Origin of the sequence: Streptomyces sp. NPDC050759 (assembly GCF_044456945.1) — a bacterium.
GTDB lineage: Bacteria > Actinomycetota > Actinomycetes > Streptomycetales > Streptomycetaceae > Streptomyces.
The window spans coordinates 50866-65599 of record NZ_JBITGI010000010.1 but is presented as its reverse complement, the minus strand read 5'-3'; the positions used below and the strand labels follow the sequence as shown (position 1 = coordinate 65599).

Below are 14734 nucleotides of genomic sequence, written 5' to 3'. Positions count from 1 at the left end.
CCCGGGCGAACCGACTCGTCCCGCGGACGGAGGAAACCCCGGGAACACCGGGTTTGGCGGCTCGGACCGCGGCTACCCGCCCGGTGTGACGACTTCGACTTCCCAGCAGGAGCTCTTCCGGTTCCTGGAGGACCGCTTCGCGTGCGCCCAGGCGTGCACCGAGTGCGCGCGGGCCTGTGCGCTGCGTGCGAGCCTGGTCGATCCGGACGGGACCGAGGAGCAGGAGCTACTACGACGCAAGGGCATCATGTGCGCCGAGGTGTGCGACGCCACCTGCCGCGTGCTGTCCGAGGACAACCATCTCGACGAGGCCGGCATCCGTGTCCAGCTGGAATGGTGCCGGTCGGTCTGCCTGGAGTGCGCGCAGGTCCTCGACCGGCATGTCGGCGCGGAGGACGCCGCCAAGGCGTGCCGCGAGTGCGCCCAGGCGTGCACGGACTTCATGGCGACCCTCGTCTGAAACTCGCCTGTCTGAAACTCGCCTGGAAAGAGCCTCTTCCACGCCCGGGACGCTCGCCCCGCGCCCTCTCCCGGCCCTCCCCGCGCCCGACGGACCCCTCCTGGCCGTTCCCAATTTCTGGAACACGTTCTACGGTGTGCGCCGTCAGGACCGGTTCAGGGGAGCCTGGAGGCGCCGTGCATCTCGACCACACACCCGAGCAGCAGCGGCTGCGCACCGAAGTGCGCACCTACTTCGCCGAGCTCGTCCCGGACAACGCGCACGCCCGCTTCACCGACCGCGACGCCCAGAAACGCTTCTACCGGGACACCATCCGGCGCCTCGGCACGGACGGCTGGCTCGGCGTCGGCTGGCCCAAGGAGTACGGCGGCCGCGGCCTGACCGCCATGGAACAGTTCATCTTCTTCGACGAGGCCGCCCAGGCCGGCGTACCGCTGCCGCTGATGGCCCTCAACACCGTCGGGCCGACGATCATGCGGTACGGCACCGAGGAGCAGAAGTCCTGGTTCCTGCCGCGCATCCTGTCCGGGGAGATCGACTTCGCGATCGGCTACAGCGAGCCCGGCGCGGGCACCGACCTGGCCTCCCTGAAGACGCGCGCGGTGCGGGACGGTGACGAGTACGTCGTCAACGGGCACAAGATCTGGACCACCAACGGCGACACCGCCGACTGGGTCTGGCTCGCCGTGCGCACCGACCCGGAGGCCCCGCCGCACAAGGGCATCACCATGCTCCTGATGCCGACCACCGACCCCGGCTACTCGTACACCGTCATCAACACCCTCGCCTCGCACGACACCACGGCCAGCTACTACGAGAACGTCCGCGTCCCCGTCTCGCACCGGGTCGGCGAGGAGAACCAGGGCTGGCGGCTGATCACCAACCAGCTCAACCACGAGCGGGTCACCCTCGCCGCCCATGGCACCATGGCGATCCGCGCCCTGCAGGACGTGCAGCGCTGGGCCATGGAGACCAAGCTCGCCGACGGCCGCCGCGTGATCGACCTGCCGTGGGTGCGCCGCCGCCTCGCCCAGACCCACACCCGCCTCGACGCGCTCAAGCTCCTGAACTGGCGGATGGTGGGCGCCGTGGAGGACGGCACCCTCACCCCGCAGGACGCCTCCGCGGTCAAGGTCTACGGCTCCGAGGCCCGCCGGGACGCCTACGCGTGGCTCATGGAGATCGTCGCGGCGGCCGGCGCACTGAAGGAGGGCTCGGCGGGTGCAGTCCTCCACGGCGAGCTCGAACGGGGCTACCGCTCAGCGGTGATCTTCACCTTCGGCGGGGGCAACAACGAGATCCAGCGGGAGATCATCTCGTGGATCGGTCTGGGGATGCCGCGGGTACGGCGGTAGCCGGCTGTGACGAGGGTGCCTAGTGAGGCCGGCCAGGGGCGACGGGGCGGTCAGATCGGCCGCCGTCGCGGATCCGCTCACTGGCGTGCCGCGGAACCGCCTTTGACTCGTTCGCGCACCCGGCGCACCAGCTCATTCGCGGCCTGTGGCCACTGTGCGTACTGAAAGTCGAAGCCTGCCTGGGTCAGTCGGCCCGGGACGACACGGCGGCTCTTCAGCAGCAGTTCGGTGTCGGAACGCAGAGCGAACGCGCCGACCTCGGCCATCCACCTGGTCGCAGGGAGACCCACCGGTACACCCCACGCGGAGCGCAGGGTACGCATGAATGCGCGCTGCGGCAGGGGATGGGGAGCCGCCAGGTTCACCGGCCCTGCGATGTCTTCCTTGTCGATCAGGAACTCCACCGCGCGCACGAAGTCGTGTTCGTGGATCCACGACACGTACTGTTCCCCACCGGCGACCGGGCCGCCGAGACCCAGGCGGGCCAGGCCCAGCAGGACGGCGAAGACCCCGCCGGGGTCCGGGCTCATCACCATGGCCGAGCGCAGAGCGACCTTGCGCGTGGCCGGCGTTTCGGCCTGCTGCTGAGCCTGCTCCCAGGCCTTGGCGATCTCGACGCTGTACGCCCAGTAGTCCGGCACGCCCGGTTCAGCACCGCCGATCACACCGGTGGCCTCGTCGTTGGGGGCGTCGACGCGGTGCGCGTACACCGTGGCGGTGCTCATCTGCAGCCAGACCCGGGGCGGTCGGGCGGCGCCCGCGATCGCGGCGCCCACGACCCGGGTGGAGTCGACCCGGGAGTCCATCATTTCCTGCAGATTGGCCGCGGTGTATCGGCAACTCACAGTGCGTCCGGCCAGATTGATGACGATATCGCTGCCGTCCACCGCCGCCGTCCATGGCCCCAGGGTCTGACCGTCCCATTGGACCTCGCCCTCGCGCCTGGGGCGTCTGGTGAGCATCACGACCTCGTGGCCTGCGGCGTCGAGTGCGCGCTTCAGGACCGCGCCGACCTGTCCGGTGCCCCCAGGAATCACGATCTTCATCGGCTGCCCCTCCTTCGTCACGGGTGAGCCTAGACCATAGTTGAACGCGTTCAAAACTAAGGTTTGATCGCGTGATGCCAAGGGCGGTCAGGAGGGCGGCTGCGCATCGAGCACTGGACCAACGCGCGGGACATGCGGTTCATCGCAGCCGGATCGTTGCTGGTACGGCGGCCACCTCCAGTCGCCGGCCGACCTGGCGTCGACGACGTGCTCGCGGTCGACAGCCCAAGGGAGTTCGGGCGGCTGCGGCGGGATCTCCGCAGCGCCTGGAGCGTCCGGTAGCCCTGCCGACGCGTCACCACTCAACGTTCCAGCGCCCGCAGCAAAGGCGCCCCAGTCACCGACCCCCTGCTCGGCCACGAGGCCGCGGGAGTCGTCGAGGCGGTCGGTGAGGGCGTCACCGACGTCGTCCCCGGTGATTTCGTCATCCTCAACTGGCGGGCGGTGTGCGGGCGGTGCCGTGCCTGTCGGCGCGGCCGGCCCAGGTACCGCTTCGACACGGACAACGCACGGCAGAAGATGACGCTGAAGGACGGCACGGAGTCGGCGCCCGCCCGCGGTATCGGGGCCTTCGCGGAGAAGACCCTCGTGGCCGCCGGCCCGTGCACGAAGGTCCCGCAGGTCCGGCCCGAAGCGGCCGGCCTCCTCGGCTGCGGACTCATGGCCGGGCTGGGAGCCGCGCTCAACACCGCACCGGCAACCAGGCGAGAGAGCGTCGCGGTGATCGGCTGCGGCGGCGTGGGCGACGCGGCGATCGCCGGTGCCCGCCTCGCGGAGCGGCCAGGATCATCGCGGTGGACATCGACGACCGGAAGCTGGCCCCGGCCGAGACCTTCGGCGCCACACACACCGTCAAACTCCCGCGCCGCCGACTCGGTGACGGCGATCCGCGAGCTCACCGGCGGGCACGGAGCGGACGTGGTGATCGATGCCGTCGGCCGTCCGGAGACGTACCGGCAGGCCTTCCACGCCCGTGACCTGGCCGGGACCGTCGTGCCGGTGGGGGTCCCGACGCCGGACATGAAGCTGGAGCTGCCGCTACTGGACGTCTTCGCCACGCTCACCCGCTGCGCAGTTGTTCGACGTTGGCCCCATAGGCGCGAGCGAGGCCGTCGAGCCCAGCTGCCCAGCCTTGGCCGAGGGCTCGGCGTTTCCACACCGGGTGGCCGTCGACACTGTGCTGGTGGAGCTCGGCGATGGCCATGGAGCGGACGGAGGGGTCTGCGGGAGGTCCAGGCTTGCGTGGGTGAGGGACCCGCAGGTCAGGCCGGTCTCGTTCTCGCAGGTCTCCTCGAGTCACTCCGGGGCCCGGCGGAGGACCGGGCGCAGGGTCTCGATGACGCCGGGGTCGTCCACCGTGGACGGGATGGGTTCGTCGCGACCGTCGGCGATGCCGCGCATGGTCTTGCGCAGGATCTTTCCCGAGCGGGTCTTGGGCAGTGCGGCCACGACCGTGACGTCCTTGAGGGAGGCAACGGCTCCGATGCGCTCGCGCACGAGCTGGACGAGTTCGGCCTCGACCTCGCCCGGTTCGCGGCCGGTGCCTGCCTTGAGGACGACGAAGCCGCGCGGTACCTGTCCCTTGAGTTCGTCGGCGACGCCGATGACGGCGCATTCGGCGACGTCGGGGTGGGCGGCCAGGGCCTCTTCCATGCTGCCGGTGGACAGCCGGTGTCCGGCGACGTTGATGACGTCGTCGGTGCGGCCCATGACGAAGACGTAGCCGTCGTCGTCGAGGTGGCCGCTGTCGCCGGTGAGGTAGTAGCCGTCGTAGGCGGAGAGGTAGGAGCCGATGTAGCGGTTGTCGTCGTTCCAGAGGGTGGGGAGTGCGCCGGGCGGCAGGGGGAGCTTGACGACGATCGCGCCGTCGACGCCCGGGGGCACCGGCTCGCCCGCGGGGTCGAGGACGCGGACGTCCCAGCCGGGCAGGGGGCGGCTGGGGGAGCCGGGCTTGACGGGGGCGGCTTCGATGCCGACCGGGTTGGCGACGATGGGCCAGCCGGTCTCGGTCTGCCACCAGTGGTCGATCACCGGGACGCCCAGGAGCGCGCTCGCCCAGTAATAGGTCTCGGGGTCGAGACGCTCGCCGGCGAGGAAGAGATAGCGCAGGCGGGAGAGGTCGTAGTCGGATGTGAGCGCCCCCTTCGGGTCCTCCTTTCTGATCGCCCGGAATGCGGTGGGCGCGGTGAACATGGTCTTGACCCGGTACTCGGCGGCCACCCGCCAGAACTGGCCCGCGTCCGGGGTGCCGACCGGCTTGCCCTCGTACAGGACCGTTGTCGCGCCGGCCAGCAGGGGTCCGTAGACGATGTAGGAGTGGCCGACGACCCAGCCGACGTCGGAGCCGGTGAACATCGTCTCGCCCGGGCCCACGTCGTAGACGGCGCCCATCGACCAGTGCAGCGCGACCGCGTAGCCGCCGCAGTCACGCACGACTCCCTTGGGCTTACCGGTCGTTCCGGACGTGTAAAGGATGTACAGGGGATCAGTCGCGGCGACGGGAACGCAGTCGGCAGGCGGCGCGGCGGCGACCAGGTCGGCCCAGTCGAGATCGTCGGACCCCAACTCGGCTCGTTCCTGCGGGCGTTGCAGGATCACGCTCTTCTCCGGCTTGTGGGCCGCGAGTTCGATCGCGCGGTCGAGCAGGGGCTTGTACGCGATGACCCGCTTGCCCTCGATGCCGCAGGAGGCGGAGACGACCACCTTGGGGGCCGCGTCGTCGATACGGAGGGCGAGTTCGCGCGGGGCGAACCCGCCGAAGACGACCGAGTGGACCGCGCCGATACGCGCGCAGGCCAGCATCGCGACGGCGGCCTCGGGAACCATCGGCATGTAGATCACCACGCGGTCGCCGTGCCCCACACCGAGCTGCGCGAGCCCTCCCGCGAAGGCCGCCACCTCGTCCCTCAACTGCGCGTAGCTGTAGGTGCGGCGGGTGTCGGTGACGGGGGAGTCGTAGATGAGTGCGGGTTGTTCGCCACGGCCGGCTTCGACGTGCCGGTCGAGCGCGTTGAAACAGACGTTGAGCCGCCCGTCGGGAAACCAGCGGTAGAACGGTGCGCCCGAGGAATCCAGGGCGCGCTGCGGAGCGACATCCCAGTCGATGCCCTCGGCCGCCTTCAGCCAGAAGCTCTCCGGGTCCTCGGTACTGGCGCGGAAGACATCCTCGTACGTTCCCATCGCGCACTCCTTTGTGGCATCGAGGGACGGTGGTGGGACCGCGTGCGAAACGGTGTCGGACACAAGTACCGCATGCCGGCCGGTACGGTCGAGCAGCCCGCCGGAGGCCGGTCAGTGCGGCTGCTGCTCACGCGCCGAGGTGCTCACGCAGCCACTGGCCCATCTGCTGGATGGCCTGGTCCACCTCGGGTACCCGGCCCGCGCCCAGGACGAACGAGTGCTGTCCCTCGGGCATCGGGTGGACCTCGGAGGTGACCTTGAAGTCCGCGAGCCGGCGGCCGAGCTCGGCGCCGTCGTCGGCGAGGGTCTCGTACTCGCCGTAGTGGACGGTCGTAGGCGGCAGGCCGGTGAGGTCGGCGTTCGCGATGCTGATCTCGGGTGAGGTGAAGTCCACGGCGGGGTCCTGGAGCCAGGCCCCGCGGAAGAGTTCCAGCGTGCCCCGGCTGAGCATCTTGTCGTTGTCCTCGTTCTCGTCCACCGACGCGTTCTGGAGGGTGAGGTCGGTCCACGGCGAGACGCTGACGATCGCGCCGGGCGTCGCCTCGCCCTTCGCGAGCAGACGCAGCGGCAGCATCACCGCGAGGGTGCCGCCGATCGAGTGACCGGTGCTGCCGATGTTCCGCGGCTCGTAGCCCTGCGAGAGCAGCCACCGGTAGGCCGTCTCGGCATCGTCGAGCTGGGCGGGGTAGGGGTGTTCGGGCGCCAGGCGGAAGTCCACGACGAGGGAACGGGCTCCGGCAGCCTTCGCGATATGGCCTGCGGCCTTGCGGTCCGAGTGCATCGACGCGGTGACGGATCCGCCGAAGTGGAAGTGGAGCAGGGCCCGGTCGGGGGCGGCGCCTTCCGGGATGGCCCACAGGGCAGGGACGCCGCCCGCGTCCACCTCGGCGTAGGTGACGCCTTCCGGCTCGGTCGACGCCTTGTGGTTCGAGTCGACGATGTCGCGGATGACGGCCAGGTCCAGGCCGGGTGTGGCCGACTTCGCGCTCACGCTCGCCAGGAACTCCGCGAACTCGTGGGCCTCGGGGCTTACTCCCATGGTGGTGCTCCTTCTCAGCCGGGTCGGTGCGGTGGTCATGACGCTACTGGCTGAGTATAAGAAAGTAAACTTAGATGGGGTCATGCTGCGCGCTGGTGAGGCGCCAGGGTGGCGTGGATCTGGTCGCGGATGTCGGCGAGGACGACTTCGTCGCTGCGGTGCATGTGCACGCTGGCGGTGGTGCTGATGTGGATGATCGCGGTGATCACCCGCGCCAGCGTTGCCGCGTCGGCGGCACCGATGTGCTCGTCGCGGGTGAGCAGGCCGGTGATGCCGTCCTCGAGACGGGCGGCCAGGGCCAGACCCGCTTGCCGGTAGGGCTCGCCCGGGTCCCCGAAGGCCAGTTCCTGCAGGTATGTGCGGCCGTTCTCGATGTGCTCCCTCACGCACTCCACCACGGGGTGGATGAGAGCGACGACTTGTTCCAGTGCCCCCTGCCCGGCGGCGGCGTTCGCGGCGGCGAGGCCGACGTCGATGGCGGCGGCGAAGTTCTCGTTCTGCACCATGATCAGCAACTCGGCCTTCGTCGACGCGTACAGGTAGAGGGTGCCGATCGCGACGTCGGCCCGGTGGGCGATCTGCTGTGTCGTGACTCCGCTGACGCCGTGTTCGAGGAACAGCTCACGGGCTGCGGTCATGATGCGCTCGCGCTTGGCCTGTTTGGCCCGCTCTCGGCGCCCGATCGGCATGTGACCGCGTCCCATGGTGACCTCCCTTGACAATGATTCTGAGTGGACTCATGATTGAGTGTACTCGGGTTGATGGAGCGGGATGACATCAAGATGTCGACGCCGAATTAGCCAATCTGGCATCAGACCTGGATAAATAGGACGAAGAGAAGGAGTGGCGCCCCATGAGAGCGTTCGTCGTCGCCAAGTACAAGGAGCCGCTGCAGGAGGCGGACGTCCCCGAGCCCACCGTGGGGGAGCACGACGTACTCGTCCGGGTGGAGGCCGCCGGCCTGAACCCGCTGGACGAGAAGATCCGCGCCGGTGAGTTCAAGCGGATCCTGCCCTACAAGCTGCCGCTGATCCTGGGCAACGACGTCGCGGGCACCGTCATCGACGTCGGGTCGGCAGTTCGCGGCTTCAAGCCCGGAGATGAGGTCTACGCCCGGCCCGACCCGGACCGCATCGGCACGTTCGCCGAGCGCATTGCCGTCGCGGAGGGCGACCTGGCACTCAAGCCCGCTTCGATCAGCATGGAAGCGGCGGGCTCGCTGCCGCTGGTGGCGCTCACGGCGTGGCAGGCGCTGGTGGAGCGCGGGAGGGTGCGGCCCGGGCAGAAGGTTCTCATCCACGCCGGCGCCGGCGGGGTCGGTTCGATCGCGATCCAGCTCGCCGCGCACCTCGGCGCGAGCGTCGCCGCGACCGCCGGCGGTTCGAACACGCACTTCGTGCGCGCGCTTGGCGCGGACACGGTGATCGATTACCGCAGCCAGGACTTCGAGCAGCTCCTGACCGGCTACGACCTGGTGTTGGACAGCCTCGGTGGTGAGAATCTCGAGAAGTCCCTGCGGGTGCTCAGGCCGGGCGGCAAAGCCATCGGGATCGCCGGTCCCCCGGAACCCGCGTTCGCCCGCGAGGCCGGTCTGAACCCGCTGTTGCGCCTGGCGGTCGCAGGCCTGAGCCGCAGGATCCGCAAGCAGGCGAAGAAGCTCGGGGTGACGTATGAGTTCCTGCTCATGCGCTCCAGCGGCGACCAGCTCCGCCAGATCACCACCCTCATCGACCAGGGCGTGGTGCGCCCGGTCGTGGGCAAGGTGGTCGGCTTCGACGAGACCCCGCAGGCGCTGGAGTCCCTGTCCCGGGGTGGCATCCGCGGCAAGGCCGTCATCAGCAACAGCTGACTCGCCGCAACCGCGACGGGCGACACACAACACACGAGGAGAATCCGTCATGAGCAGCACCCCGAACGAGACCGTCATCACCGCCTACGCGAAGGCCCCGGCCCGCACCGTGAGCGCCGGTGGCGTCACCTACGCCTACCGCGAGCTGGGACCGAAGGGCGGCATCCCCGTCGTCTTCTTCGTCCACCTCGCCGCGACCCTGGACAACTGGGACCCCCGCATCATCGACCCCGTCGCGAAGGGCCGTCACGTCATCGCCTTCGACAACCGCGGTGTCGGGGCGTCCACAGGCCAGGTGCCGGACAGCGTCGAGGCGATGGCCGACGACGCCTACACCTTCATCAAGGCGCTCGGGTACGACAAGATCGACGTCTTTTCCTTCTCCCTCGGCGGCATGGTCGCCCAGGCCCTGGTGGTGAAGCACCCCGAGCTCATCCGCAAGCTCGTCCTCACCGGCACCGGGCCCAAGGGCGGCAAGGACATCGACAAGGTCGTCGGCACCACCTACTGGGACATCCTGCGCGCCACCCTGACCCGTTCGGACCCCAAGGAGTTCCTGTTCTTCAACCGCAACTCCACCGGCAAGGCCGCCGCGCGTGCCTTCGTCAACCGGCTCAAGGAGCGCACCGTCGACCGCGACGCGAAGATCAAGGTCAAGGCGTTCCAGACGCAGCTGAAGGCGATCCAGAAGTGGGGGCGCTCCACTCCCGACGACCTGGCGAAGATCACTCATCCCACGCTGATCGCCAATGGCGACAACGACCGCATGGTTCCCTCGGTCCTCTCCGAGGACCTGCACCGGCGCATCAAGGGCAGTGAGCTGATCATCTACCCCGACTCCGGTCACGGCGGGATCTTCCAGTACTACGAGGAGTTCGCCCCGGTCGCGGTCGAGTTCCTGGCCCGTTGAGACCTCCTCGATCCCGTTGCGGGTGCGCGCCGGCCGGCCCGGGCCTGCTCGGCAGTCCATCTCCCAGGCGTCCCGCCCACTGACGCCCCGTCGCCGACCTGCATACGTCACACCATCTGGAGCCAGACCATGAGCGAGCAGAGCACCATCCACTACGAGCGCACCTCACCCCGGATCGCGAAGATCACCTTCGCCAACCCGCCCGTCAACCTCATCGTCGGCGAGACCGTCCTGCGCCTCACCGAGATCGTCGAGAAACTGGCCACCGACCCGGACATCCAGGTCGTGGTCTTCGACAGCGCCACCCCCGACTTCTTCTACAACCACTTCGACCTGGCCGCCGCCGCCGACTTCCCCGCCCCCGAGGACGAGAATGAAGTGCCCGTCTGGACGAACCTGGTCCTGGCACTCTCCAAAGCGCCCTACATCACCATCGCGGCCATCCGCGGACGTACCCGCGGCGGCGGGAACGAACTCGCCCTCGCCCTCGATCTGCGGTATGCCAGCCGGGAGAAGGCGGTCTTCGGGCAGCCGGAGGTCGGCAGCGGACTGCTCCCCGGCGGTGGCGGCACCGAACGCCTCCCCCGCGCCATCGGACGCGATCGCGCCCTGGAAGCCATCCTCACCAGCGACGACTACGACGCCGACACCGCGGAACGCTGGGGCTGGATCACCCGTGCCCTCCCCGACAGCGAACTCGACGCCTTCGTCGACACGATCGTCGGCCGGCTCGCCTCCTTCGACCGCACCTCACTCGCCTCGGCCAAAGCCCAGATCAACCGGGCATCCCTGCCCCCGGACGCGGATCTGGTCGCCGCCTACGGCGAGTTCGCCCACTCCCTCACCCTGCCCGGGTTCCTGGTCCGCGCCGCCGGCGCACAGGCCGTCGTCGAGGAGGCCGGCATCGACTTCGAGTACCGCCTGGGGCAGTACATCGGCATCGCCAACCAGCAGCTCTGACAGCCCATCATGAAACGAACACCGACGCGGCAGACGTTGCGGCGGTGCTCGTTTGTCCTGGGGTGGCCACCTGGTTCGTCGTCGCCTCCATGCCGACCTGGAGCCGATCAGGAGCCGATCAGGAGAAGGCCAATGGCGAGAAACTCCGTGACTACCGGAAACGGCCGATGGATCGGCGCTGCTGTGGACGCGGTGGTGTTCGACGTCTTCGGCACGGTGGTGGACTGGCGCACCGGCGTCGCGAGGGAATTCGAGCACGTCGGCACCCGCGCGGCGGTGCAGGCCGACTGGCTGGAACTCACCACCGCCTGGCGCAGCCGGTACCCGCCGACACTGATGCGGGTGGTGTCGGGTGAAATGCCTTGGCGGTCGCTGGACGAACTGCACCGGATGATGCTCGACGACGTGCTCACCGAGCACGGCCTGACCGGGTTCACCGACACCGACCGGGCCGAACTCGTCAGCGCCTGGCACCGGCTGAGCCCATGGCCCGACAGCCGCGACGGTCTGTCCAGGCTGCGCGAGACCCATATCACCGCCACCCTGTCCAACGGCAGCACCGCGCTGCTCATCCACCTTGCCCGCGCCGGCGGACTGCTGTTCAACGCCATCCTGTCCGCCGAACTGATCCACAGCTACAAGCCCGACCCGAAGGTGTACCTGATGGCCGCGGACCTACTCGAAGTCCCACCGCCGCGGCTGCTGATGACGGCCTGCCATCTCGAAGACCTGCGGGCCGCCGCCGACGCCGGACTGCGCACCGCATACATTCCACGCCCGCTGGAATGGGGCCCCGGCCATCCGGCCCGACCGGCGCCGGACTGGGTCGACCTCACCGCTACCGACATCCCCGACCTGGCCCGACGACTGGCTCCATAGCAGCGGACTCGACGCCGCCAGGCCAACTCTCCTCGACTACCGCGGCAAAGTGGGACAAGCTCGTTCGACTCCTCGCCCGGCCGTGGGAGAATGAGCGGAACCACATTCGAGCCCACCCGGTAGTGACTGACGTCATAATTGACGGCAGTCAGGACCCACTCCTGGAGGACACCGCCATGTCTGTCGCCCCGCAGTCGGTCGGACGGCGCGAGCGGAACAAGCAGGACAAGCTCGACCGCATTGTCGCTGCCGCCACTGAGCTGTTCGCCGAACGCGGCGTGGACGAGGTCACGACCCAGCAGATCGCGGACAAGGCCGACATCGGCACCGGGACCCTGTTCCTCTATGCCAAGACCAAGGGCGAACTCCTCCTGCTGGTGCAGAACGCCAAGTACACCGAAGCGCTCGAGGAGGGCCTGGCGGACGCCGAGACCATCCCAGGCGTGCTGGACGCTGTGCTGGCGATTGTCCGGCCGATCGTTGTGTGCAACCGCACCCAGATCGACAACGGACGCACCTACCTGCGAGAGATGGTCTTCGGCGACCCCGAGGAGCCCCGGCACAGCGCAGCACTCGCCATCGTCGCGCAGGCCGAGGAGGCCATCGCCGCCGCACTGCGCCGAGACGAGCGGGTCACAGCGGGCGACGCCGCGACGCTGGCACACATCGTGTCCGCCGTGATGTTCCTCAGCCTGGCGACGAGCGTGAACATCGCCTTGAGCGTCGAGGAGCTCGTGCAGGACATCCGGAGGCAGATCGAGGTCCTGCTGCCTCGCTGAAGCACGGCCCCGAACCACTTGGCGTTCACTCCGGAAGCAGTTCAGCGGCCCGTTCGGCGACCTCATGCCGTAGGGCAGTCCACAGGACGCGTACGGCAGGGTGCGTCACCGCTTCGCGGCGGACGGCCAGGGTGATGGGGAGCCGGATGTCGATCTCGTCGGCGAGCAGTCGGCGCAGTCCCGTCCGTTGGGCCAGGAACGCCGGCAGGACGCCGATGCCGGCCCCCTGCTCGGTGGCTTCGAGCTGGGCGAAGACGTTCGTCGAGGAGAACGCCGGGGTCATGCCGGGAAGGTGGCGTTCGATGTCGAGGTCGCCGACCTGCAGCATCGACTCGATGTAGAAGATCAGCGGGTGCTCGCGCAGCTCGGGCACCGTCTCGGGGCGGCCGTACCGGGTGAGGTAGTCGTCACTGGCGTAGAGCCCCAGCGTGTAGTCGGTGAGGTGCTCGGTCACCAGGTGGCTGCTGGCCGGGACGCCGATGACGAGAGCGAGATCGAAGCCGGACGGGCGCAGAGCGAGCTGCCGTGTCGCGGTGATGAGTTCGACCTGGAGCCGGGGGTGCCTGCGGCGAACCCGTACGAGGGCGGGCGTGGCGAAGACGGTGCCGAAGCCGTCGGGGGCGCTGACGCGTACCGTGCCGTGCAGGGACGGTGAGTCCTGGCCCGCCACGGTGTCGACGACGCGGTCGACGGCCTCCTCGATCACGCGCGCGTTCTCCGAGACGGCGCGTCCGATGTCCGTCAGCGTCCATCCCTCCGTGCCCCGCTTGATGAGGCGCAGGCCAAGGCTCTTCTCCAGTGCGGCGATACGGCGGGACACGGTGGTGTGATCCACGCCGAGTGCGTCGGCGGCTGTCACCAGACGGCCGGTCCGGGACACCGCGAGCAGGTAGCGCAGATCGTCCGCGCGGAGTTTGCGCGGATCGACGGAGCGAGAGCCGACCTGCCGCGGAGCGGGGTCGTCGTCCGGGGAGTGGGGGCGCACGCCCTGACCGTATCTGCATTTCTGCACAGCGGCTGTGCGCTATTGGCCGTTGTTCGCACTCGGGGCGGGGCCACACAGTCAGGGCAGTGGGCGTCACCTGCCCCGCCGTTCCTGCCGAAAGGGCCGCCATGATCGCCAGCCTTTCCCTGCCGAGGATCCTGCGCGTCGGCGGCGGTGCCGTAGGGGAGCTGGGTGACGTCGTCGCAGAGCTGGGCCTGCGCCGCCCACTGCTGGTGACGGACGCGTTCCTCGTCGGCACCGGTGCGGCGGAACGACTGATGGCGACGCTCAGGGATGCCGGACTGCGGCCGCGCCTGTTCGCCGGCACCGTCCCGGATCCGACGACCGACTCGCTCGACGCGGGCCTGACGGTGCTGCGGGAGCACGGGGCGGACTCGGTGATCGGATTTGGTGGCGGCAGCCCGATGGACACCGCCAAGGCACTCGGTCTGCTGGGCGTCCAGGGAGGGCAGATGCGCGACTACCGGGCCCCGCACACCAACCTCGGTCCGGCGCTGCCGGTGATCGCGGTCCCGACGACCGCGGGCAGTGGCTCGGAGGCCACTCAGTTCACCATCATCACCGACAGTGCCACAGACGAGAAGATGCTCTGTCCGGGCCCCGCGTTCCTGTCGGTCGCCGCCGTCGTCGACTTCGAACTGACTCTGTCGATGCCGGCCCGGCTGACCGCCGACACCGGCGTCGACGCACTCACCCATGCCGTCGAGGCGTATGTGAGCCGCAAGGCCAATCCGTTCTCCGACGGCCTCGCCCTGAACGCGATCCGGACCATCGGCCGCCACCTCCGCCGCGTCTACGCGGACGGGCGGGACCTCGAGGCTCGCGAGGCGATGATGCTCGCCGCGACCCAGGCCGGCATCGCCTTCTCCAACTCCAGCGTGGCGCTCGTGCACGGCATGAGCCGCCCGATCGGCGCGCACTTCCACGTCGCCCACGGCCTGTCGAACGCGATGCTCTTCCCCGCGGTGACCGCGTTCTCCGCGCCGGCCGCCGAGAACCGGTACGCCGACTGCGCCCGCGCCCTCGGAGCCGCCGCCGACGGCGACAGTGACGCCTTGGCCGCCGACAAGCTCGTAGAGGCACTGCGATCACTGTGTCAGGATCTCGACGTGCCCACCCCTCGAGCCCACGGCATCGACAAGGACGAGTGGTTCCGCCTGTCGCCCCTCATGGCCGAGCAGGCGCTCGCGTCCGGGTCGCCCGCCAACAACCCCGTCGTACCCACCGTGGACGAGATCCAGGATCTCTACGCGCAGATCTACGCCTGACAC

Annotated in this window: 13 protein-coding genes and 1 pseudogene; 9 read left to right on the top strand and 5 right to left on the bottom strand. The window is 69.3% G+C overall.

The features are described from left to right. Positions 1-85: 85 nt before the first annotated feature. Positions 86-460, top strand: a complete 375-nt coding sequence (locus tag ACIBJB_RS27655) for a ferredoxin (protein ID WP_398934158.1) — start codon at positions 86-88, stop codon at positions 458-460. Between the two features lie 176 nt (positions 461-636). Then, the gene (locus ACIBJB_RS27650) at positions 637-1815 is read left to right on the top strand and encodes an acyl-CoA dehydrogenase family protein (protein WP_398934156.1); all 1179 of its coding nucleotides are present in this window, start codon (positions 637-639) and stop codon (positions 1813-1815) included. 77 nt (positions 1816-1892) lie between these two features. Here ACIBJB_RS27650 and ACIBJB_RS27645 read toward each other — a convergent pair whose 3' ends face one another. Beyond that, a complete protein-coding gene (locus tag ACIBJB_RS27645) occupies positions 1893-2861 on the bottom strand; it encodes a TIGR01777 family oxidoreductase (RefSeq protein ID WP_398934648.1) in 969 nt (322 codons plus the stop codon). A gap of 348 nt (positions 2862-3209) precedes the next feature. On the opposite strand from ACIBJB_RS27645, the pseudogene ACIBJB_RS27640 reads away from it, so the two are divergent. Beyond that, positions 3210-3914: pseudogene (locus ACIBJB_RS27640) on the top strand (zinc-binding dehydrogenase); the annotation flags it as partial. A 243-nt stretch (positions 3915-4157) separates the two neighbouring features. Here the strand turns inward: ACIBJB_RS27640 and ACIBJB_RS27635 are convergent. The 3 genes from ACIBJB_RS27635 to ACIBJB_RS27625 form a co-directional block, all read right to left on the bottom strand. Further along, complete coding sequence (locus ACIBJB_RS27635; protein ID WP_398934154.1) at positions 4158-6041, bottom strand: propionyl-CoA synthetase; 1884 nt, start codon at positions 6039-6041, stop codon at positions 4158-4160. A 127-nt stretch (positions 6042-6168) separates the two neighbouring features. Beyond that, positions 6169-7080, bottom strand: a complete 912-nt coding sequence (locus ACIBJB_RS27630; RefSeq protein WP_398934152.1) for an alpha/beta hydrolase — start codon at positions 7078-7080, stop codon at positions 6169-6171. 80 nt (positions 7081-7160) lie between these two features. Continuing rightward, a complete protein-coding gene (locus ACIBJB_RS27625) occupies positions 7161-7784 on the bottom strand; it encodes a TetR/AcrR family transcriptional regulator (RefSeq protein ID WP_398934150.1) in 624 nt (207 codons plus the stop codon). 149 nt (positions 7785-7933) lie between these two features. Between ACIBJB_RS27625 and ACIBJB_RS27620 the strand changes: the two genes are divergently transcribed. From ACIBJB_RS27620 to ACIBJB_RS27600, 5 genes are all read left to right on the top strand, one after another. Next, positions 7934-8929 carry an NADP-dependent oxidoreductase gene (locus ACIBJB_RS27620; RefSeq protein ID WP_398934148.1) on the top strand — a complete coding sequence of 332 codons (996 nt, stop codon included), beginning with the start codon at positions 7934-7936 and terminating at the stop codon, positions 8927-8929. Between the two features lie 49 nt (positions 8930-8978). After that, a complete protein-coding gene (locus ACIBJB_RS27615; protein WP_398934146.1) occupies positions 8979-9839 on the top strand; it encodes an alpha/beta fold hydrolase in 861 nt (286 codons plus the stop codon). A gap of 129 nt (positions 9840-9968) precedes the next feature. Continuing rightward, a complete protein-coding gene (locus ACIBJB_RS27610; protein ID WP_398934144.1) occupies positions 9969-10799 on the top strand; it encodes an enoyl-CoA hydratase/isomerase family protein in 831 nt (276 codons plus the stop codon). A 132-nt stretch (positions 10800-10931) separates the two neighbouring features. Continuing rightward, positions 10932-11678: a haloacid dehalogenase type II gene (locus ACIBJB_RS27605; protein ID WP_398934142.1), complete on the top strand. Its 747-nt coding sequence runs from the start codon at positions 10932-10934 to the stop codon at positions 11676-11678. A gap of 176 nt (positions 11679-11854) precedes the next feature. Further along, positions 11855-12457 carry a TetR/AcrR family transcriptional regulator gene (locus ACIBJB_RS27600; protein ID WP_398934140.1) on the top strand — a complete coding sequence of 201 codons (603 nt, stop codon included), beginning with the start codon at positions 11855-11857 and terminating at the stop codon, positions 12455-12457. A gap of 25 nt (positions 12458-12482) precedes the next feature. On the opposite strand, the gene ACIBJB_RS27595 is transcribed toward ACIBJB_RS27600, so the two are convergent. Then, positions 12483-13442, bottom strand: coding sequence for a LysR family transcriptional regulator (locus ACIBJB_RS27595; protein ID WP_398934138.1), 960 nt, complete (start codon positions 13440-13442; stop codon positions 12483-12485). Between the two features lie 128 nt (positions 13443-13570). Here ACIBJB_RS27595 and ACIBJB_RS27590 point away from each other — a divergent pair, with 128 nt between their 5' ends. Beyond that, positions 13571-14731 carry an iron-containing alcohol dehydrogenase gene (locus ACIBJB_RS27590; RefSeq protein WP_398934136.1) on the top strand — a complete coding sequence of 387 codons (1161 nt, stop codon included), beginning with the start codon at positions 13571-13573 and terminating at the stop codon, positions 14729-14731. Positions 14732-14734 lie beyond the last annotated feature (3 nt).

Coding starts and splice junctions, on each gene's coding strand:
- ACIBJB_RS27625 (WP_398934150.1), bottom strand. CDS start 7,784: ATGGGACGCGGTCACATGCCGATCGGGCGCCGAGAGCGGGCCAAACAG.
- ACIBJB_RS27630 (WP_398934152.1), bottom strand. CDS start 7,080: ATGGGAGTAAGCCCCGAGGCCCACGAGTTCGCGGAGTTCCTGGCGAGC.
- ACIBJB_RS27605 (WP_398934142.1), top strand. CDS start 10,932: ATGGCGAGAAACTCCGTGACTACCGGAAACGGCCGATGGATCGGCGCT.
- ACIBJB_RS27620 (WP_398934148.1), top strand. CDS start 7,934: ATGAGAGCGTTCGTCGTCGCCAAGTACAAGGAGCCGCTGCAGGAGGCG.
- ACIBJB_RS27600 (WP_398934140.1), top strand. CDS start 11,855: ATGTCTGTCGCCCCGCAGTCGGTCGGACGGCGCGAGCGGAACAAGCAG.
- ACIBJB_RS27610 (WP_398934144.1), top strand. CDS start 9,969: ATGAGCGAGCAGAGCACCATCCACTACGAGCGCACCTCACCCCGGATC.
- ACIBJB_RS27645 (WP_398934648.1), bottom strand. CDS start 2,861: ATGAAGATCGTGATTCCTGGGGGCACCGGACAGGTCGGCGCGGTCCTG.
- ACIBJB_RS27615 (WP_398934146.1), top strand. CDS start 8,979: ATGAGCAGCACCCCGAACGAGACCGTCATCACCGCCTACGCGAAGGCC.
- ACIBJB_RS27590 (WP_398934136.1), top strand. CDS start 13,571: ATGATCGCCAGCCTTTCCCTGCCGAGGATCCTGCGCGTCGGCGGCGGT.
- ACIBJB_RS27635 (WP_398934154.1), bottom strand. CDS start 6,041: ATGGGAACGTACGAGGATGTCTTCCGCGCCAGTACCGAGGACCCGGAG.